Genomic DNA, 24034 nt, shown 5'->3' with positions numbered 1-24034 from the left:
CTGCACGTGGTCGCGGAAGCGCTCTGGATTCTCGATAAAGGCTTCCGGCAGCGTGTACGTCTCCTGGCGCATGGCAAAGGCCTTGCCCTGGTCGGTCAGTTGGCCGAACACGACCACCGGAATCACCGGATGGGCCGCGCGGGCGTCGGGGATGCCTTCCTCGGCCCAGACGTCTTCGGGGGCGTCCTGGGAGGGGGCGGGCGGCGGCTTCCCTGCCCCGGCCCTCCGCTCGGCGACAGTCTGCATCACGTCGCGGGCGTGCGAGACGGTTCGGGGGGGGGTGCCGGGCCGCACCTTCACCTTGCCCTGGCGGTTTTCGTCCACCTGGGCGGCGGGGTCGGGCAGCAGCGCATTCAGGTCGCGCCACAGCAGCCGCTCACGCCGCAGTTTGTAGGGAAAGGGCTGCTCGTTCTTGGGGTCGCGGCTGGGGCGCAGGCTGACCATCGGGTCGGTGCCCGTGCCGCTGCCCTCGCCCGGCCCCTCCAGCGGCACCCCAGCGCCGAAGCCTATCGACCGCACGACCACTCCCTGCGGCGTCTCCTCCGGCAGCAGCAGCACGCTGCGGCTGGGCCACGCGTAACGGCTCGCGTACCCGGCGGCCACACGGGGCTGTTCGGGGTCGTAATGGGCGCGAATCTGGGCCACGGTGAGGGGGGCCTCCTCCCAGGGGGGCAGGTCCGGCCCGTGCATCGCCTGCGGGTAGGGCACCAGGTTGAGGCACAGGGTCTGGTACAGGTTCGCGCCCTCCGCCAGAAAGAGGCCCGCCGTGGCCACCGGAGCTGCACGCGCCGACGTGGTAAAGCGTTTAATCAGCCCCCCCAGGGCGAAGTTCTGGTGCTCCAGCAACCGCAGGGCCGCCTGCGCCGGGGTCAGAGCGTCGGAACGGTCTCCACCAGGCCGGGCCTCCACGTTGTAGAGGGCGGTCGTATTCGGGCTGCCCTCCTCGGCGCTCAGGCGGGTCCAGTGGCTGCGGAAGTTCTCGCCCACCAAGGCCGGGTCCAGGTCCGCCACCTGCATAAAGGGCCGCGGCCCGAAGAGGTGAAAGCGGTCGGCGTAGCGGTCCAGATAACGGGCCACCTCATCCGGGAAGCGCTCCGCCAGGTACCAGTCAGCCCCCTGCTCGGCGTCCTTTGGCCCCTTCAGCGCCCGGTGCAGCACCGCGAGGTGCAGGCGGTAGAGCGCGGCGGTCTGCAAGGGATGCCCGGCGTCGATGCGGCGGAACTCGGCGGCCCGCAGCAGGGAATCCCGCAGGGAGACGTGCCGCCGCTCGCCGCCCCCAGCGACCACAGGAACCCACTCCCTGTCCAGTAGGGAAAACGTGTCCAACAGCTCACCTCCGTGGGCACAGTCAAGCACGCTCGGCGCGTCGGCGCGGACGAGTTTGCCCGCGGACTTGTGGTGTGCCCTAAGCCTTAGCCTGCCGCTGAGGTGCGTCAGTGGTTGACAGCAGAGGCGAGACTCAGGTGTGTCACCAACCGACGCCGAGAGCAAGTAGGCTCGCGACATGACCCAACTCCACCCCATCACGGCGGCGGCGCGGACCCTGTGGGCCAAGAGCGCGAAGAAAAACGCGGACGGCACCCAGGGCGCGTGGCTGCCCGTGCTCAATCACCTGCTTGACGTGGCGGCGTGCGCGGCGGAGATTCTGGAGCTGGAGCCGCCGCAGACGCGAGCACTGTTTGAGGGCGACCTGGGGCTGGGGGGCGAGCAGGCGCTGGCCTGGACGCTGGCGCTGGTGGCCCTGCACGACCTGGGCAAGGCGAGTCCGGCCTTTCAGGTGTTGTGGGCGGAGGGGCGGGGCGGGGTGGACCCAGCGCTCCGCTTTCCCCCTGACCTGCGCGAGCCTTACACGCCGCACGGGGTGGTGACCCAGGCGGTGCTGCCGGACTTTCTGACCGGGCTGGGATGGCCGGGGCCGGTGGCGCGGGGGGTGGCGGACGCGGTGGGCTGTCACCACGGCTTCCGGGTGGAGGACCGCGAACTCAATCTCCCGCAGGCGCAGACCGGGGACGCCCGCTGGGGACAGGTCCGCCGGGAGCTGTGCCGCCTGGTGACCAAGGGCGTCGGTGCCCGCTACGACGCCGTGCCCACCGTTCCCACCCTCTCCCCTGCCGCCTTCATGCGCCTCGCGGGGCTGACCAGCTTCGCGGACTGGCTGGGCAGCTCCTTTCCGCTGCCGACCACGACGGACTTCTCGGCCTACGAGGACCCAGCGACCTACTTTGGGCGGGCGCGGGAGCGGGCGCGGCAGACGCTGGCGGGGATTCGCTGGCCCGCATTCGCGCCGCTGCGGGAGGAGGTGCCGCCCTTCGCGGACGTGTTCGGCTTCTCGCCCCGCCCCCTCCAGACGGCGCTGGCGCAGGCGCTGGCGGATGTGAATGGCCCGGCCCTCGTCCTCGTCGAGGCCCCGATGGGCGAGGGCAAGACGGAGGCGGCCTTTTACGCGCACCTCCAGCTTCAGCACGCGGCGGGACACCGGGGAATGTACGTGGCGCTGCCCACCCAGGCGACCGGGAACGCGATGTACGAGCGCTTCGCGGCGTTCCTGGCCGCGCAGGGCCGCAAAACCCCGCCCGACCTCCAACTCGCGCACGGGGGCACGCTGCTAAACAAGCACTTCCAGGCGACCATTCAGCGCACCCGCAACGCCCCCGGCGACCCCGCCGAGGCGGGTGGCTACGGCGTCCGCGCCGAGGAGTGGTTCACCAACCGCAAGCGGGCGCTGCTGTCCGAGTACGGGGTGGGCACGGTCGACCAAGCGCTGCTGGGGGTGCTGGGCGTGCCGCACCAGTTCGTTCGGCTGTGGGGGCTGGGCAACCGGGTCGTCGTGCTCGACGAGGTGCACGCCTACGACACCTACACCTCCGAGCTGATTGCCGCCCTCGTCGCGTGGCTGCGGGCGCTGGGGTCCAGCGTGGTCCTCATGAGCGCCACCCTGCCGGAGGCGAGCCGCCGCGCCCTGCTGCGGGCCTGGGGGGTGGAGGACGCGCCCACGGCGACGGCGGCCTACCCGCGCCTCACGGTGGCCCCGGTGGGGGGCGAAGTGCAGACCCTGACCATCCCCGACCACGACGAGGATGGCAACGCCAGCCGTCCGCGCCAGCACCTCACCCTGCGGCCCCTGGGCAGTGAGGCGGCGGGGGTGGCCCGGCAAGCGGTGGACCTCGCGGTGGGCGGCGGGTGCGTGGCGGTGATCGTGAACACCGTCGCGCGGGCACAGGCAGTGCAGGCGGAGGTACTGGAGGAACTGGAGCGGCGGGGGGTCACGGCCCGAACTTGCACGCAGGGGGGGAAGAAGGACCCGAAGGCCGTCGGCGTGCTCCTCTATCACGCCCGCTACCCGGCAGACGAGCGGCTGGAGCGCGAGGAACGGGTGCTGCGCTATCTGGGGAAAGGCGGCAAGCGCCCGGAGCGCTTCATCCTGATTGCCACCCAGGTGGCCGAGCAGAGCCTCGACTTTGATGCGGACGTGATGCTGACCGACCTTGCCCCCGCTGACCTCGTGCTGCAACGGGCCGGGCGGCTGCACCGTCACGCGGAGAACTGGGAGCGGCGGCACGGCCACGACGCTGCCGTGCTGTACGTCGCCGGACTGGACGAGTGGCCCAGCGAGAGTCTGGAGCGCGAGTTCTGGGGCCGGGTGTACGCCCCCGCGCTGCTCTACCGCTCGTGGCTGGCGCTGCGGCGGCGGCTGCCGGGGGGGCTGACCCTCCCCGACGACCTCGACGCGCTGGTGCAGGAAGTGTATGCGCCTGAGTTTGACGCGCCGGAGCTGGAGCCTGAACAGCGTGAGCAGCTCGCGGCAGCCGAGGCCGTGCTCAACAACCAGCGCCGGAACGAGGCCACGACCGGCACCTTCGCCCACATTGGCTGCCCCGCCGACTTCTGGGGCACACGCCTCCACCGCCACCCCGACGCCGACCCCGACAGCGAGAGCGCCAGCGACGACCCCGCAGCCCTGAGCGCGGAGGAGGACGACTTTCCCGGCACTCGCCTGGGCGAGGAGAGCGTGCGGCTCGTGCCGGTGGAACGCGCCGAAAACGGGGCCTGGCGGGTGTGCCGTTCGCCCTTCTGGGACCGGACGCGGGAAGACCTCGCGCCCCGCTTTGACCGGCTGGAGAAGTCAGAGACGGAGCACGCCCGCAAGATTTACCGCCGCTCGCTCAGTGTCTCGCGCCCGGAACTTGTGCGGGCCGCTAAGCAAGGCACTCTCTGGGAAGGCTCGCTGGGCACCGAGCACCGGGGCTGGCGAGCGCACCCGCTCCTGCGGGGCGCTGTGCCACTGGTGCTGACGAGCGGGATGACCGAGGTGGGGGGACTTCAGGTGCGGCTGGACCCAGAACAGGGCCTGGTGTACACCCGCCCCTGACAGCGGGCCAACACCAAAAAGAAAAACCCCGTCTAGGACGAGGTTCTTTCTGGTGGGTCGCCCGGGACTCGAACCCGGAACCCGCTGATTAAAAGGAGACGTAAGGGCGGGCCGGGGATGCCCTGCCCCTTCCCCTTTTCTGTCGCTGGGCGCTGTCTGGGAGGGCATTCATGGCGAAAGCCCATCCGGGGCTTTCCGGCGAAAAAGGGGTGCTTTCTGGCCCATATGGGCCACGCTTGGCCCACGGGTGCCCTGTAGTATTCGGCCCTTTACGTAATCTGCTACGCTGTACGGCATGGCACCCGCCCCCAGCCTGAACGCCTACGCGCCCGGAACATGGGCGCGGGTGGCGTCCCCGGTGACGTGGGCAGCTCACACCCTGACGCCCGGCGGTATGTTCGGCGCGAAAGTTGTACGCGGGCCGCTGATTGTTTGGGCCAAAGGGGGCGGCGAAGGGGAAGACCTGCCGCACCTGGGGCTACCCCAGCCCTCGCCGCTCGAAGTGGCAGCGGCCCGGCTGAACATGGCCCCGCACTTCCTGGCCTTCCAGCGGGCGACGCGGGGGCGGGGGCACATCTCAAAGGGGCCGCGCCGGGGGCGGCGCGTGGGGATGTTGGTCCTATGGCGTATGAAGCTGGGGTCTAAGCTTGGCTATATCAAAAAGCAGGCCCTTGCATGGGTTGTGTTTCTTGCCATGAGAGAAGCCCGCCGCGTGGCGGGTCTCCGAGGGGCTACGGCCCAGTGCGTTGTCCTTAGCCCCTCGGAGAAGAAGAAGGCCCGGCGGTCCATTGAAGAAGAACGCCGTATGGAAAGGCTGCGGGCACTCGCCCCCGCGTGGGCAGATGAAAGCAACCCGGATGGCGTGGACTGGGAGTACCTGCGGGAGCTTGCCGATAACTGCTATGTGGCATGGCAGCCGGAAGAACAGCCGGAGCAGTTCACTTTCTGGAAGGCAGGCGGGGCGCGGGACATGCTGGCCTATGCCCTGCTTACCCATGACAGCCGGGCAGCGCGGGCCATCATGCGGGCTATGAAGCGGCAGGCGCGGCAGGCTTCCCTCGCCCTCACCCTCGCCCTTCGCGCCCTTGAAGCTGCCGCCTACCGCGCCCACCTCGCCCGGCGGGTTAAGCCTGTTTCTCGCCGCACCCGTGCGCCCCGGCCCCTGTACGCCCGGCCACGGCCCCCCACCGCACCCCTAGCACCCCCCCTGGCCTGAGCTGCCGGGCTGCTTCGAGTATGGCGAAGCGGCACGCGGTAGGCCCGGCCCTGCTTTGACGTGTGGCCCCTGTCCCCAGTGGACAGGCGCGGCCCCTCAGACATGCACCCCTGACCCGGCTTTGATACAGCCCGGTCAGGGGCAGGGGAACATATGACGCTGAACCTAGACCCTCACGCGGCGGCCCGCCCGGACGTGCTGCCCGCAGAAGACCGGATGCTCAGCCCTCAAGCCCTGTGGAAGCGCTACGGGCTGCCCCGTGACCTGATTTACAGGGCGATTGGAGACGGCGAGCTGCCCGCCTACAACACGGCCCGGCGGGGTAGGCCCCGCTATTTGGTGGCACAGGCGGACTTCCTCACGTGGCGCGAAAGTCTGCGGGTGGCCCCTGCGGCGAAGGGCAACAAATGACGCCCGGCGGGAAGACCGGGCGAGTGGGCGAAGCGGGGTGGCTCCGGACACAGCATAACGGGCAGCGCGGCCCGCTGTGTCCCCCTCGCCTGGGGGGTGGGCGATGAGCGCCTTAATGGACGCCCTGCGGCACCCCGCGAACCGTCCGGGGGCTTTGGTCCGGCGGCTGGCGGGCATCGTCAACCCGGCGGCAGACCTGCGCGGCCTGGAAGACGGGGGCGGCGCTATCTGTGACTTCCGGCCTGGCCTGGAAGAGAAAGACCCGTCCCTGTCGGTGAGCATGGGCAGGGACGGGGCGGTCTTTAAGCGCTTTGGCGGGGACGGCTTCGAGGGGGGCGCACTCGCCTTCACCGCTTCCGCCCTGGGGATAAGCGAAGGCGAGGCGGCGCGGCTGCTGATTGAGTGGGCCGGAATCCCCGACACGCCCCCCGAAGCCCGGAAGGGCCAGGGCAAGAACGCCCGCCCCAACGGGTCGCCGGGAACGGTCGCCCCCCGACGGGTCAACCCGGACGCGGTGCGGGAAAAGCTGGCCCTCCAGGGGCCGCTCACCCCGGACGCCCTGGCCCACGCCCTGCGGGGGTGGGTGCCCATCGAAGCGGGGGAAGACAGCCCGGAACATGCGGAACTCGCCCGGCGCGGCCTCTCCCCCGCCCTGGCGTCCGGCATCCTGCGGGCGTACCGCTTCGCCGGGAAGGTGGGGCGGGAAGGCGGCCCGCAGAAGACCTACCGCTTGTCGCGCTTTGTCTTGCCCGGTGCCGTGGCCTTCGAGGTACGCGGCCCGGACGGCAAAGCCTGGGCGGTCAAGGTGCGGAACCCCGGCAGTAAGGCAGACCTGGAAGCGGCGAAGGCAAACAGATACGCCTACCTCACGAAAGGCGGCCACAGCCCGGCATGGTGCGCCCCCGGCTTCGAGGGGGACGCCGCCCGGCCCATGCTCGCCATAGAAGGCGAACTGAACGCGGTAGCCGTGCAGGTGATGCTCGAAGCGGCGGGGCAGGGCCACGCTTACCGGGTGCAGGGGGTGGCGAGCGCTTCCGCGTGGCCCCACCTGCACGGCCTGGAAGCGGGCCGCGTGGCCTACCTCTATGCGGACCCGGACGCGGAAGGGGACGCGGCACGGGGCGCGTGGGCGGCCCTGTGCGCAAGTGCGGGGGCCACGGTGCGGCAGGTGGGGCGCGGGGGCGGCGCGGGGGCGCACGTCATCCCCTTCGCCTTTCCTTCGCCGTCCGGGTCCGGGGACGTGACGGGTGGGGATGCCTGTGACGCCCTGGGGCGGGTGCCGGACTTCGGGACAGCGGAAGACGTGGCCGCGTGGCAGGGGGCGCGGCTGCTCGAAGCCCTTGAAGAGGCGGGCACGTGGCAGCCCCCAGCGAAGGAAGAGGCCACGCCCGAAGAGGGCCAGGGCGAAGCCGGGGACGTGTGGCTTTCCGACGTGAGCGGCTATGGGGTGCGGGGCGGGAAGCTGTGCGCCCTCAAGATTCAATCGGCAGACGGGCGCGAGTGGGAAAGCGCGGAAACACTCGCGGAGTTCACGGCGTACATCACGGCGGAAGTCTTCGAAGAAGACGGCGCAGGTGAGGCGGCTCGCCTCTTCGAGCTGGAAGGCACGCGCCCGGATGGGGGAAGGCTGCCCCGCGTCCGGGTCACGGCGGCAGAGTTTGAAGGGATGCGCTGGCCTGTGGCGAAGTGGGGCGCGGGCGGCATTGTTCACGCTGGGCAGGGCAAGAAAGACAAGGCGCGGGCGGCTATCCAACTGCTCAGCGCGGCCCGTGGCGTGGCAGAGCGCACGGTCTACCGCCATACGGGATGGATACAGCACCCCCAGCACGGCCCCCTGTACCTCACGGCGGGCGCGGTGATTGGGCGGGCGGGCGCGGTGAGCGGCGTGGAAGTGGACCTCGGCGGTCGGCTCAATGCCTACGCCCTGCCGGACCCCGGCGAAGGAAGCGACCTGCGGGCCGCCGTACGCCACTCTCTGGCCCTCTTGAACCTCGCCCCGGACCCGGTGGCCGTGCCCATCCTGGGGGCGGTGTACCGCGCCCCCCTGGGGCGGTCAGACTTCGCTGTGTGGCCCACGGGCGAGACGGGCCGCCATAAAACCGCCTTCGCCGCCTTCGCTATGGCGCATTTCGGGGCCGGGTGGCACAGGCGGCACCTGCCGGACAGCTGGAACAGCTCGCCCAACGCCCTGGAAAGCGCGGCCTTCCGGGTGAAAGATGCCCTCTTTCTGATTGATGACTTCAAGCCGTCCGGTCAGGCGGGTGAGGCGGCGCGGATGCACGCGGCGGCGGCCCGGATTCTCCAGGGGGTGGCAGACGGGCAGGGGCGCGGCACCCTGACCGCAGACCGCCGGGAACGGGCGGCCCTGTACCCGCGCGGTACGGTCATGTCTTCCAGTGAGCGGCTGCCCCAGGGCCACAGCAACCGGGCGCGGCTTTTGGCGGTGCCCGTCACGGCCCGGCTGATTCACTCGCCCGCTCTCAAGGCGGCCTTTGACGCGGCGGAAGACCTGGGGGCGGCGGGAGTCTATGCCCACGCCCTCGCCGGGTACGTCCGGCACATCGCGGCCCACTTTGGGGAACTCATGGCCGAAGCGCCGGGGCACCGGGACGCGGTGCGGCAGATGACCGGGCACTTCGCGGGACTCCACGGGCGCACGGGTCCGGCGGTGGCTGAACTCGCCTACGGGTGGGGCACCTTCCTCGCCTTTGCTCTGGAGGTGGGGGCGGTCACGCCCGGCGAAGGCGAGGCCCTGTGGGGCCGGGTGCTCGCGGCGCTGGGGGACGTGGCGCGGGGCCAGGGCGAGCACCTGCGCTCAGAAGACCCGGTAGAGCGGGCGCTCTCCATCCTGTCGGGCCTCTTGGGGTCCGGGCGGGTCTTTCTCGAAGACCGCAGGGAAGGCGGCCCGCCCCAGGTCACGCCGGAAAGGTACGGCTGGGAATACCACCCCCGCCGGGACCGGGACGGCGAAGAAGTAGGCGAGTGGCGCACGCGGCCCGGTGCCACGCGGGTGGGCTGGCACGAAAAAGACGGCGGGGATGAGTGGGGGTACTTCCAGCCGGACGCCTTGCATGAAGCCTTGCAGCGGGCGGCAGCCGGGCAGGGCGCGGGGCAGCTTCCCGACGCCGGAACGCTGTGGGCCAACATGCGCGACCGCTTACAGCCCCTGGGGGCCATGCGCTGCGAAGCGGTGAAGAAAGGCGGGCAGGTCACGGGCTGGCGGCCCATGTGGAAAGCCACGGTCTACGGCATGGGCGGGCAGCCCCGTCTGCTGACCCTGCGCTTGCCTATAGACCCCGATATCTTCCACGGTGGGATAAATGGGATAAATGGGATAAATGGCGAAGAAAGTACGACTGAGACGGCGTTCTCTTCTATCCCACTTACTCTCTTTTTCAAGGGAAGGGATGGGATAAATGGGATAAAAGAGGCCCCTTTCTCTTCGCCGCCCGCCCCCCGTGCCCTGACCCTGGAAGACCTCGAAGACCTGCCGGAAGGGGCAGACCTGCCGGGGACGGTGACGCTGTGAGCGTGGCCTCTCTCTTCGCCGCCCTCGAAGCAGCAGGGGCGCGGCTGGCCCTGAGTGAAGACGGCGAAAGCCTGACCCTCAGCGGCAAGCGGCCCCCGGCGGCGTTGCTGGCAGCGGTCCGGGCAGAGCGGGCGGCCCTCCTCGACGCCCTGCGGACGGCGAAGAAAGAGGCCCCGGCCCCGGCTTCCTCTTTGCCGGAAGACGTGCCCCTGGCGCAGGAAAGGCGCGGCCCGCCCCTGCCGGACTGGGGGGCGCTGTCTGCCCTGCCGGGGCACTGCGGAAGCTGTGCCCGCTGGGAAGAGGCCCCGGACTGGGGGGCGCACATGGGCACCTGCGGCTGCCCCCCGGCGGCCTGGCCCGGCAGCGTGCCGCCCCTCGCCATCCACGCCGGGCACAGGTGCGCGGCCTACCGGGGGGAGGGCGAAGAGGTGGGGCGCGGCTACCGAGCGAAGGGGCAGCCCCCCCGTCCGGTCCCCCAGCCCCGGCGGGTGGCCCCGTGACGGGGGTGGAATGGGCGTGTCTCGCCGCCTACGCCCGGACGCTGCCCCCCGGTCCTACGCGGTCACGGGTGCGGGCGCTGGCCTTAGCGGGCCGCCCCACACGGCAGGGGGTGGCCCTGGGCACGGCGGAAGGGCTGGGCTACCTCTGCCGGGGCAAGCTGACGCCCCAGGGCGAGGCGGTGGCCCGCCATTACCTGCGCCGGGAAGGGCTGGGGCTGTGAGCGGCGAAGAGAAGACCCTCACCCCCCACGGCTACGCCCTGGCCCTGGCGCTGCTCTCAGATTCTGAGAGCGTGCCCCTGCCCGTCCGGGTGGCCTGGGCCGCCTTCCTTCGCCGCCATGAGCCGCACCCCGCCCACCTGCGCCGGGCGGCCCTAGAAGCGCACGTTACGGGCCATTTCCGGGCGGGCAGACTGACCGCGAAAGGGCACGGGGCCGCCCTGGAAGCCCTGCGGGGTGTGGGCAGCCCCCCCCGTCTATAGACGGCCCCCACGTGGGGCGAGGTGATAGCGATGAACAGCAACCCGGTACAGGCCCGGATGGGCAAGCGAAAGAAGCGGCGCAGCAAGCCCGGCACGCTTGAAGATGCCCGCGCCCTGCTGTGGCGTGCCCTCACGCGGGCGGGCGAGCTGCTGGAAGAAGAAGACCCGCTGCTGAGCCTGAAAGCGATTCATGCGGTTTCACCGAAAGGCTCCGGGGAAGCCCCTGCCTTCAGGCAAGCAAGGTCAGGAAGCAGTACTTCCTGCTTGTCCCCCTGAGCATGGAGCTTCCTGACCCCGAACCCACCGCCCATAAGCAGGTGGTGGGCGTGGACGTGGGGATGCGCTACTTTGCCGTCGCAAGCAGTACCTCCAACAAGACGCTCTTCAAGTCGGGCAAAGCTCCGCTTCGCAAAGCGGAGCGGTACGCCAACGCCCGCAAGTCGCTTCAGCAAAAAGGCACCCGTTCCGCTGTGCGCCGCCTGGTGGCGCTGTCGGGCCGGGAAAGACGGTTTATTGCTGAGACCAACCACGCCATCGCCGCTGAAATCCTTTCCCGCTTCCCAAATGCTTTTATCGGCGTCGAGGAGCTGACCGGAGTCCGTGACCGCACCGAAAGGCGCAGCCGAAAGGGCAGTTCCGAAAAGACCCGGAAAGCCAACCGCCGCCGCTCCAGGTGGAGTTACGCCGAGTTGCTGAGCTTCCTGGCGTACAAGGCTCCCTTGCGGGGCAGCATGGTGGTGAAGGTGGACGCGCACTACACCTCGCAAACGTGCCCCCGTTGTGGGCATTGCAGCCGCGACAATCGCCCCCAGAAGGGGCTGATGTTCGTCTGTGAGAGCTGCGGGTATCAGTTGCACGCCGACCTCGTGGGGAGCAGGAACGTAGGACTCAGGGCATTGGTCGTCCGGCAAGACTGGGCGGCCACGGGGTGTTTGTCATGCACCCCCGATGTGTCGGATGCTGAAACCAAAGCTGAGCGCCTGAAAAGGTACTCGGAGTTGCGGTGGAGTCCAGACACAAGCCCCCGCCTTTAGGCGTGGGGTCATGACAGGGCGCGGCGGCCTATGCCCGCATTGTGGAAGTGGGCGAGCTGGAAGCCCGGATAGCAGCCCTCGAAGGGCAGCCCGGCGAAGAGGAAGGCACGCCCGGCCCCCGGCTGAGTGGCAGGGGGGCCGCGTGACGCGGCGTAAACGGCTCGCGGCGCTGGAAGCCCGGCAGGGCGGCGGCGGGCTGGAAGTGTGGCAGGAAGTGGAAGACGCCCCCGGCACTTTCCGGCAGGTCTTCCCCAGGGCTGAGGGGACGGGGCACACCCTGACCGCGCCCCAGGTGCAAGCCCTACGGCCCCGGCCCGCCCTGCGGGTCTTTGTGGAGTACGGGGACACCCCATGACGCGGCGAGGGTGGGCGCTCTTTTTTAAGTCGGAAAATGTCGGAAAATGTCGGAAAATGTGCGCCCATCGCGGCCTACGCGCTCGCTTGACTGCTCAATTTGAGCAGTGGAGACCAGCTCGTCAGCCCATGCGCGGCGGGCGAGTCGGCGTATCTCTAACAAAGTTATAGATAGCGCGGCCCCGCGCACACGCGGGCGAGAGAGCGCCTCACACGGGCGAGTCGGTCCCATCTTGAAAACTTTTCAAGATGGCCCACACGCGCACACGGGCGAGAGCAACCTTGACTTTTCTTAACAGAGCGCCGACCGCGAGCCGGTAGCGGTTTGATGGCGAACGCGCTGTTCGGGTTCCTCCTGGCGCTGCTGGGCGCGCGGCGAGCTGGTAGCGGTTAGGTAGCGAGCGCGCTATCCGCAGTCTTTTTTTGGGTGGCAATTACGGGGGATAAGTGCGTGAAAGCCCCCACCTGGGCGGTAGGGGCGCGTATCTGCGTTTTTCTCGCAGATAGCAGGTCTCGCCCCGCGTGCGTGGGGGCGCAGAGTCCACTTCGCAAATTGCGAAGTCAGAGGAACGTCTCGCCCGCGTGCGCGTGGGGGCGCAGACACCGCATTTTTGCGGGCATCGGTGCGGGCATTTTTGCGGGCATCGGTGCTGGCACCCGCGCAACCTTGACTTTTCTTAACAGCTGGACGCGCGGCGAGCTGGTAGCGGCCCTGCCCTGGAAAACATACGTGCTGACCCTGGCCTTTTTGCGCTACGGGCTGCCCGGTTAGCGGCGAAGAGAAAGCCCCCCGGTGGCAGGTCCGGGGGGCCTTGATGGGGCAGGTCAGTTGGGCAGGTGGGGCACGGGCTGGGCTTCCTTCTTCGCCGTCACGCGGCCCCCGCGCCCTCACCCGCGAAGACCTGCCGGGCCTCTTCCCACGTCTGCCGGGCGTGGGCATACGTCCCCAGGGCCTCTATCAGCTCACGGGCCGCCCGGACCGCGTGCAGGGCAAGGCGCTGCCCCTGGCCCCCTTCGCCCTCAAAGGTCACGCCGGACCCGGCGGGCAGAAAGACGCGGCGCTTGCCTTCGGGCAGCGGGTGGGGCACTTCCACGGTCACGCCCACCCCTTCAGGCACCCGGAAGACCTGCGGATGCCCCCCGGCGGTCAGTGTCCCCAGGTACAGGGCGGGCCGCCCGTCCCCCTCGAAGATCACAGCGGCGGTGCTGAGGGTCACGGCCCCAGGAAAGAGGGGCCGCCCCTTCGCGCCCTGCCGCCTCACGCTTCGCCGCCTTTGGGCAGGGTGAGGGGCCTTTTCTCTTCGCCAAAGAGTCGGGACAGAGCCGCGTCATGGGGTGCAGGAACGGCGAAGGCGCGGGCGCTGGGGTCTTTCCAGTCTTCAAGCAAGATGGCCACCCCCCGCGGCGTCTGCGGCAGAAAAGAAGCGCGGGGTGTGGCTTCCGGCGATAAGTGGAATACACCGCCCCCTTCGAGGGTCAGGCGGGCCGCATGGCCGGGCAGGGCTTCCACATGGGCCACGGTGGGCAGGTGGGCGAGGGTGGGAGAGTGGGCGAGGTCAGACACGGGCGGCACGTCCTTTCCGGGTGAGGCGGCCCACGGTCAGGGCCAGGGCGAGGAATACAGCGGCGGGGCCGGGGCTGGAAGCGGAAGGGCGAAGGGGGCGCGGCCTCTCTCTTCGCCGGAATCAGTCACGCGGGCACGGCTTCCAGCCGGGGGCAGGGGGTGGGGGGCACGGTGGCCCCCCAGCGGCTCAGGCGGTCAGGCGTGGGGCGTAGGCGCACAGGTCACGCCACACCCGCCGGGCTTCTACGGGGGACAGGGCCGCGAGGCTCGCCACGGGCCGCCCCAGGGTGCGGGCGGCGAAGGCGTAATGTTCCCCGCTGGGGATGCCCGCACGGGCCATGAGGCGGTGAAGACGGCACCCGGCGGCCTTCCCGATGGGCCGGGCCAGGGGCATGAACGCCACGCCGTCGAGGTAGCTCAGTTCATGGGCCACGTGCAGCGCGGTCAGGGGGGTGAGGGGCTGAGCTTCGCCGTTGCGGGTGAGGTAGGTCAGGGTGCCGCCCTCGAAGCGGGCGAGCATTGAAGCGCCACTCAGGGGAGCGCGGTAGCTGTAGGTGCCGTCTTTCGGGGTGGGGGTGATAGTGTTCACGGTGCTTCCTTTCGTTAGGGGGGAGTCAGTCAGGGGGCGGAATCTTGGCGGATGCTTGCCCTCTTTCTGCTGACCTGATACTACCGGAAAACGGTATGTATGTCAACCACCTTCCGGTAGATACCGGGGGGCGGTAGACTGTAGGCATGAATGACGAAATACGGGCGGCAGTAAACGCCCGCCTGAAAGAGAAAGGCATGAGCCGGGCAGACCTCGCCCGCGCTGTGGGGAAACACCCTAACCACATCACACGTGCCTTAAATGGCCTTCCAGACGGTGGGAAGGTGCCCCCGCTGTGGGCGGCCATCCTCGAAGCCCTAGACCTGCGGCTGACCGTGGCCCCCGGTGCCGCGAAGGAGTCCGGCGAAGAGGAAGGGGCCGGGTGACTGGGGGCAGTGGCACGCCGGGCGGCCCCACGGCGGCGGACTTTGACGCCTGGAATGAGGAAAAGAAGGCACTACACGCGGCGGGCGGCCCGCCCATCTTCCGGGAAGGTCAAGTGTGGTGGTGTGCCGTGGGGGTGGGCATCGGCTCGGAGGTATACGGGAAGGGGCCGGGGGGTGTGATCGGGCCACCCTTTACCCGCCCCGTGATCGTGCTTCGGAAGCTGAGCCGGGAAGCCTGTGTGATCGTGCCCGTGACTTCGCGGCAGCCTGCCCGCGTGAGTGACTGGTATCACCCGATGCGCTGGCGCGGGCGGGACCAATGGGCCATGCTCCACCAAACGCGCATGGTGAGCGCGGCCCGCTTCCGGTCCCGCATGGTGGAACTTCCAGACTCAGACTTCCGGGCACTCCGGGCCGCTTTCCGGGCCTTCATGGGCCTGTAAATAGTCACCCCCCGACTTTCGCCAGGGGGATCAGTGGCTAACGCCAAATGTAGACAGATTCTAGCACTTCGGGACGTGCCCGTAAAGTTTAGGGGCGACCCGGAAAGGGGAACGCATGAGACAACCGGAACGTGGCGAAGAGAAAAACAGGTGGGGGCGCGGGCGGGCTGTGGCGCGAGGGGGGGCGCGGGCGGCAGACGCCCTAAGCCGGGCCTAGACCGTGGAAGGGGGAAGCCGGGGCCACGCTTGCCCACGCTTCCCCCTTCGCTGTGCCCCAGCGCGTGTAGCTGGCCCCACGCGTGGGCCTGTGGGCGGTGAAAGAAAGCGGGGGCGCAGGTGGGGCCGCCGGGCACCGCGTCAATGGCTGACGCGCCCGCGTGGTAAGTGCGCCCGGACTCACACGCCCCAGGTGTGGGCGGCGAAAGGTTGACGGGGGGGCCGCCCCTTTCCGGGCACGTGCGGGCACGCCCCACACTGTCCGGGCCTGTCTTACCCTGGGGGCCATGACGGGGCGGGGGAAGGCGAAGGGGCGGCGGGGCTGGCACGCGGGCACGATTGAAGAGTTGCCTTCGGGCCGCTTCCGGTGGCGCGTGCGGGTGACGTATCCGGACGGGACACGCGAGCGGCGCGGGGGCACGGTGCGGACCCGCACCGAAGCGCAGCAAGCGATTATCACGGCGCAGAAAGAGGCGCAGGTGGGGCAGCGGCCCACTTCGCAGACCCTCACGGTGGGCGAGATGGTGCGGGAGTACATGGCGGCGAAGGCGGCAAGCTGGGCACCCCGGACCCTGTGGAATAACACGGCCCTGTTTGAGCGCCACCTGCTGCCGCACCTGGGGCACCTGAAAGCGGCGGGGGTAGACCCCCGGCGGCTGCGGGCTTACTGGGAACTGCTGAGCACGCCCCGGCCCCGCCATGACGAACAGCGCCCCGTGCCCCTGGGGTACAGCGGGCAGCGGCAGCTACACGTGCTGCTGTCCGGGGCGTACAAGCGGGCCATAGCAGACGGCCTCTTGCGCGAGAACCCGGCACAGCACGCCCGGCCCGTGTCCCCGGCGAAGACGGTACGGGAAGCGGGCGCACCTGTGGCCGGGCGGGTCAAGCACTTCACCCCCGAAGACCTGGGGCGCTTTCTTGCGGTGGCCCTCGAAGACCGCTACGCCCTGCCGCTGGCCTTTCTCGCGCTAACGGGAATGCGGATAGGCGAGGCGCTGGGGCTGACCTGGGGGGATGTGAAGCCCTACCCGGACGCGGCGGGGGGCTACTTCGTGGAAGTCTTGAAGACCCGCAGTGAGTTTCAGGGGCGGTACTACACGGGCGGGGGGAAGTCTGGAGCGCGGCGTGTCCCCCTGTGGCCCGAAGCCCTGGGCATCGTGGAAGACATGCGGCGAAGGGTGAGCATCGAAGCGCGGGCAGACGGCTACCGGGGCGCGGGGACGGCCCCACACGCGCCCCTCTTTGCGGCGGTAGACGGTCGCCCCATGCGGCAAGACGTGTTGCGGGCAGTTATGCGCCGGACCTGCGAGCGGGCGGGGGTGCCGCTGCTCTCCCCCCACGCCCTGCGGCACAGCACGGGGACCTACCTCATTTCACGGGGGCATGACCCGGTGAGCGTGGCCGCGCTGCTGGGGCATAAACAGGTATCCACAACGCTGAACATCTACGCCCACGCCCTGCCGGACAAGTTGCGCTCTCTGGCCTACGGGGTGGCAGACCTGCGCCCCCAGACGGCGAAGGCAGAGGCAGCGGACGCCTCAGCCCCGCCCCGGACGGGCCGCCCGGAACGGGGGTAGGCGATTTATCCCACCGGGGGGCTTTTTTGGTGGGATAAATGGGCATACCCGTTTTTGCCGTCTGGGAGCGCCCCGAAACCACTTTGTAGTTCAAAGAACTATCCCACCTGGTGGGATAAGTTTTTTATCGTCTGTAACGGCGTATTTTCCGTTTATCCCACTTATCCCACCATTTTTGAACCTAGAGACGCATAGGTGTTTTTGCAGCGTGAAAGTGGGGCGCGAGTGGGGGCGAAAGGGCACGGGTGCCCCTTTCCTTTCGCCGGACCTCTGGGGGGGTGAAGGGGGCGGAAAGATGCCCCCCCAAAAAGCAAATGGGCCGCGATTGGCCCACGCCCTCGCCCTCGCCCCTGACAGCGGGCCAACACCAAAAAGAAAAACCCCGTCTAGGACGAGGTTCTTTCTGGTGGGTCGCCCGGGACTCGAACCCGGAACCCGCTGATTAAAAGTCAGCTGCTCTACCGATTGAGCTAACGACCCAGAGCGGAGGGCAGTGTATGGGCACCTGAGAAGCCTGTCAAGCCCGGCGTTTCTACCTGTCTCCTACCCAGTGGAATCCTACCGCTGTAGCCCCCACAGGAGCAGGATACCTACAGCAGACTGTCATTGCCACAGGTGACGGGCCTGCCCCCCAGGTCACAGGGTGCCGATTGAAACTAACCGTTACTTTTGTGAACGGCAGATATGGCCGACTAGATACAATCGAATGCTGAAACAGATACCGCCCCTGTGACCTACTCACAGCAGGCGGCTTTCTGTTTATGGACTGCCCCGCCCCTCACCCCCTCTGGCGACACATATCCCATTATACAGGGTTTTATGCAGTTTGTCAAGTCCTCCAATGGACATGTGCCGCTGTGAATGCTTTCTGCCCCCTGCAAATGCGTCCGCCTATGCCCTGTGAGAACGCCCCTCACTGCCCCATACAAGCCGTTTCTAGCCCTTCGGAATTATTTTGTGGGTATCTGTGGGGGTGCCGCCGTATTTAATAAATATCTACAGCCTTAGCCCCCTGAGCAGTGACGATTCTTCCATCTTGTTACGGATGGACGCCGTACTGTTGTGGACGTACTGCATGGACGTTGAAAGGGTGCTGTGCCGGAGAATGCGCTTAAGGGCGAAAGGGTCCGGGTTCGTCTCCATAAAGTTGGTGCTGAACGTATGCCGCAACAGGTGAGGGCCGACCCGCCTTTGAATGCCCGCCTTCTTTCCAGTCCTGTGAAGAAGATGGGTCAGGCTGTTTTGAGTGAGGGGCCTGTTCGCAAACACAAACACATGCGGAATCGTCGCCTTACGCCCATGTGTGACGTAACGCCGTAACACTTGCAGGGTGCGCCTATCCACAGGAACAGTTCCATGCCCTGTCTTGCCCCTCACAGTGAGAATGCCGTTATTCCAATCTATGTCCGACAGGGTGAGGTTACAGAGTTCGCCTGCCCGGATTCCGGTGGACAGCAGAAGCCAGAGAATAGCTATGTTGCGTTCCTTATGACGCTTGTCTGCCTTCACAACGTCGAACATAGATTGTATTTCTTGTGCTGTCAGCACTTTCTTAGGCTCAGTACGGACTTTAGGACGTTTCCTGCCCGCCATAGGGTCTTTACTGAGCAGTTCAACCCCTACGGCCCATGCTGTGAAGCTCCGCAATGCCCTGTCGTAAGAAGCTAGGGTTGCGGTGGAAACGTTGCGTTCCACAACGGCTTGCATTGCCTTGTTCACAGTGAATGTGTTCAATTGCGCCATATCCTCATGCAAATAAGGGCGCAATAGAAGTTCCAGCATTGACTTGTAATACCGGACTGTTTTGGGCTGTGACCCCCGTACTATGTGTTCCGCTAGGAACTCCTGCAAAGCAAAAGCAATCTGCATACTTCCTCCGGTGGGGGTAAGTACAGCAGACTACATAGACGGTAGGATTTTTTAAATGCTGGCGTTACGGCAAAAAGTGCGTCTCAGACGATGTTTTGCCCGCACAGATTAAAAGTCAGCTGCTCTACCGATTGAGCTAACGACCCGCGCCGGGGCTGGGGGAGCTGCGAAGCGCAACGGGCCTGAGTATAGGCACCCTCCCCAGCGGCGTCAATGTCAGCGCTTCATGCCGGGGGGCATCGGAGGCATGCGGGGGGGCTTCATGCCCTTGCCCAGGCCGCCGGGACCACTCAGGCGTTGCAAGACCTTCATCATCTCCTTCATCTGCTCGTGCATCTTGAGCAGGCGGTTGATGTCCTGCACCGTGCTGCCGCTGCCCGCCGCGATGCGCTTGCGGCGGCGTCCGTCGATGATTTTGGGGTTGCGCCGCTCCTTGATCGTCATCGATGAAATCATCGCGTCGATGCGCTGAAGCTGCTTTTCGTCGATGTTAAAGCCCTCCGGCAGCGCCCGGCTCATGCCCGGAATCAGCTTCAGGAGATCGCCCAGCGGCCCCATCTTGCGAATCTGGCGCAGTTGTACGAGGAGGTCTTCGAGGTCAAAGTCGCCCGGCTTCTTGACTTCCATCGCCTTGAGATCGGCCTGCTGCGCCCGCTCGATCAACCCCAGCACGTCGCCCATGCCCAGAATGCGGCCCGCGACCCGGTCGGGGTAAAAGGGTTCGAGGCCCGTGAGCTTCTCGCTGACCCCGGCGAAGTAGATGGGCTTGCCCGTCACGCTGCGAGCGCTGAGGGCCGCCCCGCCACGGGCGTCGCCGTCCATCTTGGTGATAATCAGGCCCGACAGGTGCACCCGCTCGTCGAAGACGCGGGCGACGTTGAGTGCCTCTTGCCCGGTCATCGCGTCGACGACAAGGAGCGTCTCGGTAGGCTGAAGTTCGGTCTGGAGGGCCGCGAGTTGGTCCATCAGCGCCTCGTCAATCTGGAGGCGGCCCGCCGTATCCACAATGACCAGGTCGCGAAAATCGGTCTTCAGGAACTCGTCCAAGCGGCGCTTGGTCTCCTGGGGCGTCTCATGGTCGTTCACCTTGAGCACGGGCACGCCGACCTGCCGCGCCAACACTTCGAGCTGGTCGCGGGCGGCGGGACGCTGGGTGTCGGCGGCGACGAGCAGCACGCGGCGACCCTTGCTCTTGTAGTGGGCGGCGAGCTTGCCCGCGCTCGTCGTCTTGCCCGCCCCCTGAAGGCCGACCAAAAAGAACACGTTGCCCTCGTTGCTGAGGGTGGGCTGCTTTGCCTCACCGCCGAGGGTCTGAATCAGTTCGTCGTGGACGAGCTTGACGACCGTCTGCCCGGCGGTCAAGGACCCCTGAACCTCCTGCCCAACCGCCTTTTCGGTCACGCGGGCCACGAAATCCTTGGCGACGGTGAAGTTCACGTCGGCTTCCAGCAAAGCCATGCGAATCTCGCGCATGGCTTCCTTGACCTGTTTCTCGGTGAGCTTGCTTTCGCGGCCCACCCGGTCGAGGATGTCCTGCAACTTGTTGCCGAGCGCCTCAAACATGGGGCGAGGCTAGCATGCGGGGGCGGGCGACTTGGTGCCGCCCGTCGCCAGTGGCCTGGCGCGGGGAACCGAACGCCCGTTTGCCTGCCCGCGCTATCCTCCCCCCATGACCAAAGCAGTCATCGTCTCGGCGTCACGCACGCCGACGGGCAAGTTTCTGGGGGCTTTGCAGGACCTCAGCGCCGTAGAGCTGGGCACCATCACCCTGCGCGAGACCCTGCGCCGCGCTGGGATTCCCGCCGAGCTGGTGGAGGAAGTCATCCTGGGGCAGGTCGTGCAGGCGGGCAGCGGCCAAAACCCGGCGCGGCAAGCGGCGTTGAGGGCCGGTCTCTCGCCGGAGGTCGGTGCCCTGACCGTGAACAAGGTCTGCGGGTCGGGCCTCAAGGCCGTGATGTTGGCGGCGCAATCGATTCGGGCGGGCGACCAACACGTCGTGCTGGCGGGCGGCATGGAGTCCATGAGCAACGCGCCCCACCTGTTGCCCGGCGCGCGCAAGGGCTACCGCCTGGGGCACGCCCAGGTGCTCGACGCGAACACCCACGACGGCCTGTGGTGCGCCATCAATGACGAGGGCATGGGCCTGACCGGGGAGCGGGTCGCCGAGAAGTACGGCATCGGGCGGGAAGCGCAGGATGCCTACGCCACCGAAAGCCACCGCCGCGCCGTCGCCGCCCAGCAGGGCGGACATTTTCAGGACGAGATTGTTCCGGTCACCGTCAAGACCCGCAAGGGCGAGGTGGTGGTGGATACCGACGAGGGACCGCGGCCCGATACCAGCCCAGAGACGCTCGCGCGGCTCAAGCCCGCGTTTAAGGAGGGGGGCACCGTCACCGCGGGCAACGCGCCCGGCCTGAACGACGGCGCGTCGAGCCTGCTGGTGATGTCCGAGGAAGCGGCGCGGGCGCATGGGCTGACGCCGCTGGCCGAAATCACGTCCTACGCAACGGGCGGCCTGGCCCCCGAATGGGTGATGATGACCCCGGTGCCCGCCACCAAAAAGCTGCTGGAAAAAAGCGGCCTAAGCGTAAACGACGTAGACCTCTGGGAACTGAACGAGGCGTTCTCCGTTCAAAGCCTTGCCGTGCAGCGCGAGCTGGGGCTGAACCCAGAGCGGGTGAATGTGAACGGCGGAGCCGTGGCGCTGGGGCACCCCATCGGCGCGTCGGGGGCACGCATCCTCGTCACGCTGCTGCACGCGCTGCGGCAGCAGGACAAGGAGACGGGCGTCGCCACCCTGTGCATGGGCGGCGGCAACGGCCTCGCCCTCAGCGTCAAGCGGCTTTCGTAAGCTAGGCCCATGACGCAGACACTGGCCCTGTGGGTCATCGAGAGCCGCTATCTCAAGGGCGGCGACGACCTCGCCGCCGTCACGCCCCGGCACCGGGCATGGCTCGACGAGCACTACCGCTCTGGCCTCCTGCTCGTGTCGGGCCGCAAGGTGGACGGCACGGGCGGGGTCCTTCTCGCGCAGGCGGCAAGCCGGGAGCAGTTGGAGGAAGTCTTTAGGGATGACCCCTTCGTGCGGGAGGGCTGCGCCGAGTACCGCTACACGCCCTTCACGCCGGTCAAGCGGGGGCGAGCGCTGACGCTGGACGGCGTCCCGCTGGTGGAATAAGCGGCCAGCGTTCAGCTGCTGGCGGACCGCTGACAGCTGAACGCCCTCAAAACCAAGGAGAACCCATGAACTTTGGAGTCGTTGGAGCAGGACAGATGGGCGGCGGCATCGCGCAGGTCGCCGCGCAGAGTGGATTCAGTGTGGTTGTGCAGGACGTCAAGCCAGAGTTTCTGGAGCGGGGCCGGGCCGTCATTGAGAGGAGCCTCACCAAGCTGCACGAGAAGGGCAAGCTGGCGGACAGCCCCGCAGCGGTGCTGGAGCGCATCCGGTTTACAACCGACCTGGCGGACTTTGCCCACTGCGACCTTGTGGTTGAGGCGGTCGTGGAAAATGAGGCGGTCAAAGCGCAGCTCTTCCGGCAGCTCGGCCAGACCGTCAAGCCGGAGGGCATCCTGGCGAGCAACACTTCCTCCATCCCGATTACCAGCCTCGCCACGGCGTCGGGCCGCCCGGAGAAGTTTATTGGGATGCACTTCATGAATCCGGTGCCGCTGATGGCCCTCGTGGAGGTCATTCGCGGCTATTCCACCAGCGACGAGACCGCCCAGAAGGTGACCGAAGCGGCGCGGGCGATGGGCAAGACGCCCGTGGAGTGCAACGACTATCCCGGTTTCGTCTCCAACCGCATCCTGATGCCCATGCTCAACGAGGCCATTCAGTGCGTGATGGAGGGCGTGGCCGAGCCGGAAGCCATCGACCAGATTATGAAACTGGGCATGAACCACCCGATGGGACCGCTGACGCTGGCGGACTTTATCGGGCTGGACACCTGCCTCGCCATCATGGAGGTGCTGCACCAGGGCCTGGGCGACGACAAGTACCGCCCCTCGCCGTTGCTGCGCAAGATGGTGCAGGCCGGGCTGCTGGGGCGCAAAAGCGGGCGGGGGTTTTATAGCTATTAGCTTTCAGCCGTCAGGGAAAGGAGCCAGGGCGCGTGCCCCGGCTTCTTTTTCCCTGCGAGCCTCAGCTATGGCCGGGGTCGGAGTCGTCGGTGGGGCGGCCATGCTTGCCGGGGGTGCTGGCCTCGTCCTGCGGGGCGGATGGGGGCTTGTCCTGAGCGGACTCAGAGAGGGGGAGGTGCTCCTGTTCCTGCTCCTGGGGCTTGTCGTGACCTTCTTGCTTCGTCATGGCGAACCTCCTCAGCGGCCCTGGGTGTAGTACTCGGCGTTGGGTTGGAAGCCCAGGGCGCTGCTCACGCGGTTGGTCATGTTGAACATGGCGATGACCTGCACGAGTTCCATGATTTGGTGGTCGTCCAGGCCCGCTCCGCGCAGGGGCTGGAGGTCGGCTTCGGTGACCTCGGCGGGGCGCAGGGTCAGCTTTTCGGCATATTCGCACAGCGCGCGTTCGCGCTCGCTGAGGGGGGCGTGCCGCCAGTTGACGGCCACCGCGTCGGCCTTCTGGGCGTCGCCGTCAAAGTGGCGCAGGGCCGCCCCGTGCGACACCGCGCAGTACAGGCAGCGGTTGACGCTGCTGACGACCACGGCAACGAGTTCGCGCTCGGCGTTCGTGAGGTACCCTTCCTTGTTCAGCAGCAGGTTGAAATAGTTCCACCACGCCAGAAACTGCTCGCCGTTGACCGCCTGGGCACGAAACACGTTGGGCACGAAGCCCAGGTTGGCCTCCGCCTTGGCCCACAGCTTGCTGACCCCCTCCGGCACCCCGGAGGCGTCCGGCACGGGCAGGTAGGAGATGGGGCGCTCGTCTTTGGGCGGCTGGGTTGTGGTCATGGGGACAGTGTATGCGCCCTGGAACCCCCCTCCCCCACCCCGCGTATCCCCGCAGCGTATGAGTCTCGCTTTTTTGGTCTTTCTGGTTGCCTGGATTATCGGCATGGTGGGCACCTTCGTGCCCGCGCTGCCCGCCACCCTCATCATCTTTGCGGGGACAGTCGCCGCCACGCTGATAGACGGCTTTCAGCTCTGGCCGGACCTGCCCTTCCTCCTTACCTTTGCGGTCATCACTTTCCTCATCTCCATGGTCGACAACGTGGCCTCGGCGTGGGGGGCGCGGCGCTACGGCGGCAGCAAACAGGCGGTGTGGGGAGCGCTCCTCGGCGGGCTGGTGGGCATCTTCCTGCCCTTTGGGTTGCTCGTGGGGCCGCTCGCGGGGGCGCTCATTGCCGAACTGTTCGTGGTCCGCAAGCCCGTCGCCGAGGCCACCCGCGCCGCCTGGGGCACCCTGGTCGGCTTGCTCACCGGCATCGCCGCCAAGCTGGTGCTGCACCTCCTGATTGGCGTCTACGAGCTGTGGCGGCTGTGGGACCCGGCGAAGAGCATCTTCGGCTGAGCGCGGACGCCGGGGAAAAGCAGGGTCGG

Annotated in this window: 25 protein-coding genes and 1 tRNA gene (1 of these 26 only partly in view); 16 read left to right on the top strand and 10 right to left on the bottom strand. The window is 67.7% G+C overall.

All coding sequences use genetic code 11. The features are described 5' to 3' along the window. Positions 1-1356, bottom strand: the 5' portion of a protein-coding gene (gene casA, locus H565_RS0106955; RefSeq protein ID WP_281170897.1) for a type I-E CRISPR-associated protein Cse1/CasA. It extends 402 nt beyond the left edge of the window; the window shows 1356 of its 1758 coding nt (coding positions 1-1356); its start codon is at positions 1354-1356; its stop codon lies off the left edge, out of view. A gap of 148 nt (positions 1357-1504) precedes the next feature. Here casA and H565_RS0106950 point away from each other — a divergent pair, with 148 nt between their 5' ends. From H565_RS0106950 to H565_RS0106920, 7 genes are all read left to right on the top strand, one after another. Next, the gene (locus tag H565_RS0106950; protein ID WP_027460405.1) at positions 1505-4369 is read left to right on the top strand and encodes a CRISPR-associated helicase/endonuclease Cas3; all 2865 of its coding nucleotides are present in this window, start codon (positions 1505-1507) and stop codon (positions 4367-4369) included. A gap of 295 nt (positions 4370-4664) precedes the next feature. Then, positions 4665-5585, top strand: coding sequence for a hypothetical protein (locus tag H565_RS14615; protein WP_034408657.1), 921 nt, complete (start codon positions 4665-4667; stop codon positions 5583-5585). A 153-nt stretch (positions 5586-5738) separates the two neighbouring features. Beyond that, positions 5739-5996, top strand: coding sequence for a MerR family transcriptional regulator (locus H565_RS0106940; RefSeq protein ID WP_245576180.1), 258 nt, complete (start codon positions 5739-5741; stop codon positions 5994-5996). A gap of 103 nt (positions 5997-6099) precedes the next feature. Beyond that, positions 6100-9525 (top strand): DUF927 domain-containing protein, encoded by a 3426-nt coding sequence (locus tag H565_RS0106935; protein WP_157468911.1) that lies wholly within the window; start codon positions 6100-6102, stop codon positions 9523-9525. Next, positions 9522-10025: a hypothetical protein gene (locus H565_RS0106930; protein ID WP_027460401.1), complete on the top strand. Its 504-nt coding sequence runs from the start codon at positions 9522-9524 to the stop codon at positions 10023-10025. The genes H565_RS0106935 and H565_RS0106930 overlap by 4 nt, the downstream gene beginning before the upstream one ends. Beyond that, entirely contained in the window at positions 10022-10246 is a 225-nt protein-coding gene (locus tag H565_RS16350; RefSeq protein WP_156103461.1) for a hypothetical protein, read from the top strand. Before H565_RS0106930 ends, H565_RS16350 begins: the two co-directional genes overlap by 4 nt. Then, positions 10243-10506 (top strand): hypothetical protein, encoded by a 264-nt coding sequence (locus H565_RS0106920; protein ID WP_027460400.1) that lies wholly within the window; start codon positions 10243-10245, stop codon positions 10504-10506. Before H565_RS16350 ends, H565_RS0106920 begins: the two co-directional genes overlap by 4 nt. Here H565_RS0106920 and H565_RS16585 read toward each other — a convergent pair. Continuing rightward, the gene (locus H565_RS16585) at positions 10501-10698 is read right to left on the bottom strand and encodes a hypothetical protein (protein WP_169726660.1); all 198 of its coding nucleotides are present in this window, start codon (positions 10696-10698) and stop codon (positions 10501-10503) included. The two genes, H565_RS0106920 and H565_RS16585, sit on opposite strands and share 6 nt — an antisense overlap. Here H565_RS16585 and H565_RS14610 point away from each other — a divergent pair. Continuing rightward, positions 10626-11540, top strand: a complete 915-nt coding sequence (locus H565_RS14610; protein WP_281170896.1) for an RNA-guided endonuclease InsQ/TnpB family protein — start codon at positions 10626-10628, stop codon at positions 11538-11540. The two genes, H565_RS16585 and H565_RS14610, sit on opposite strands and share 73 nt — an antisense overlap. A 142-nt stretch (positions 11541-11682) precedes the next feature. Continuing rightward, positions 11683-11895 carry a hypothetical protein gene (locus H565_RS0106910; protein WP_027460399.1) on the top strand — a complete coding sequence of 71 codons (213 nt, stop codon included), beginning with the start codon at positions 11683-11685 and terminating at the stop codon, positions 11893-11895. A gap of 868 nt (positions 11896-12763) precedes the next feature. Here the strand turns inward: H565_RS0106910 and H565_RS0106900 are convergent. The 3 genes from H565_RS0106900 to H565_RS15715 form a co-directional block, all read right to left on the bottom strand. Continuing rightward, the gene (locus tag H565_RS0106900) at positions 12764-13111 is read right to left on the bottom strand and encodes a hypothetical protein (protein WP_157468910.1); all 348 of its coding nucleotides are present in this window, start codon (positions 13109-13111) and stop codon (positions 12764-12766) included. Positions 13112-13152: 41 nt separating this feature from the next. Continuing rightward, positions 13153-13458 (bottom strand): hypothetical protein, encoded by a 306-nt coding sequence (locus H565_RS0106895; RefSeq protein ID WP_034408649.1) that lies wholly within the window; start codon positions 13456-13458, stop codon positions 13153-13155. Between the two features lie 187 nt (positions 13459-13645). After that, complete coding sequence (locus H565_RS15715) at positions 13646-14047, bottom strand: hypothetical protein (protein ID WP_157468909.1); 402 nt, start codon at positions 14045-14047, stop codon at positions 13646-13648. A gap of 146 nt (positions 14048-14193) precedes the next feature. Between H565_RS15715 and H565_RS16345 the strand changes: the two genes are divergently transcribed. The 3 genes from H565_RS16345 (at position 14194) to H565_RS0106875 (ending at position 16669) form a co-directional block, all read left to right on the top strand. Continuing rightward, complete coding sequence (locus tag H565_RS16345) at positions 14194-14433, top strand: helix-turn-helix domain-containing protein (protein ID WP_034384728.1); 240 nt, start codon at positions 14194-14196, stop codon at positions 14431-14433. Beyond that, positions 14430-14876: a type II toxin-antitoxin system PemK/MazF family toxin gene (locus H565_RS15710; protein ID WP_027460396.1), complete on the top strand. Its 447-nt coding sequence runs from the start codon at positions 14430-14432 to the stop codon at positions 14874-14876. The genes H565_RS16345 and H565_RS15710 overlap by 4 nt, the downstream gene beginning before the upstream one ends. Positions 14877-15379: 503 nt before the next feature. Then, the gene (locus H565_RS0106875) at positions 15380-16669 is read left to right on the top strand and encodes a tyrosine-type recombinase/integrase (RefSeq protein ID WP_027460395.1); all 1290 of its coding nucleotides are present in this window, start codon (positions 15380-15382) and stop codon (positions 16667-16669) included. Positions 16670-17073: 404 nt separating this feature from the next. Here the strand turns inward: H565_RS0106875 and H565_RS0106870 are convergent. From H565_RS0106870 to ffh, 3 genes are all read right to left on the bottom strand, one after another. After that, a tRNA-Lys gene (locus H565_RS0106870) sits at positions 17074-17149 on the bottom strand. Positions 17150-17665: 516 nt separating this feature from the next. After that, entirely contained in the window at positions 17666-18538 is an 873-nt protein-coding gene (locus H565_RS15995; RefSeq protein ID WP_084542912.1) for a tyrosine-type recombinase/integrase, read from the bottom strand. Positions 18539-18754: 216 nt separating this feature from the next. Continuing rightward, entirely contained in the window at positions 18755-20101 is a 1347-nt protein-coding gene (gene ffh, locus H565_RS0106860; RefSeq protein WP_027460394.1) for a signal recognition particle protein, read from the bottom strand. Positions 20102-20207: 106 nt separating this feature from the next. Between ffh and H565_RS0106855 the strand changes: the two genes are divergently transcribed. From H565_RS0106855 to H565_RS0106845, 3 genes are all read left to right on the top strand, one after another. Then, a complete protein-coding gene (locus H565_RS0106855) occupies positions 20208-21389 on the top strand; it encodes a thiolase family protein (RefSeq protein WP_027460393.1) in 1182 nt (393 codons plus the stop codon). A 9-nt stretch (positions 21390-21398) separates the two neighbouring features. Then, positions 21399-21716: a YciI family protein gene (locus H565_RS0106850; RefSeq protein WP_027460392.1), complete on the top strand. Its 318-nt coding sequence runs from the start codon at positions 21399-21401 to the stop codon at positions 21714-21716. Positions 21717-21781: 65 nt separating this feature from the next. Then, positions 21782-22618 (top strand): 3-hydroxyacyl-CoA dehydrogenase family protein, encoded by an 837-nt coding sequence (locus H565_RS0106845; RefSeq protein WP_027460391.1) that lies wholly within the window; start codon positions 21782-21784, stop codon positions 22616-22618. Between the two features lie 61 nt (positions 22619-22679). Here H565_RS0106845 and H565_RS16340 read toward each other — a convergent pair whose 3' ends face one another. Continuing rightward, on the bottom strand, positions 22680-22844 hold the full coding sequence (locus H565_RS16340) for a hypothetical protein (RefSeq protein ID WP_157468908.1): 165 nt from the start codon (positions 22842-22844) through the stop codon (positions 22680-22682). Between the two features lie 11 nt (positions 22845-22855). Then, on the bottom strand, positions 22856-23446 hold the full coding sequence (locus H565_RS0106835; RefSeq protein WP_027460390.1) for a peroxidase-related enzyme: 591 nt from the start codon (positions 23444-23446) through the stop codon (positions 22856-22858). Positions 23447-23504: 58 nt separating this feature from the next. Between H565_RS0106835 and H565_RS0106830 the strand changes: the two genes are divergently transcribed. Continuing rightward, positions 23505-24005: a DUF456 domain-containing protein gene (locus H565_RS0106830; RefSeq protein ID WP_027460389.1), complete on the top strand. Its 501-nt coding sequence runs from the start codon at positions 23505-23507 to the stop codon at positions 24003-24005. Positions 24006-24034: the final 29 nt, after the last annotated feature.

Source organism: Deinococcus murrayi DSM 11303 (assembly GCF_000482805.1).
GTDB classification, from domain to species: Bacteria; Deinococcota; Deinococci; order Deinococcales; family Deinococcaceae; genus Deinococcus; species Deinococcus murrayi.
Note: the sequence above shows the minus strand (reverse complement) of the source record. Positions and strands in the feature narration are given on the sequence as shown.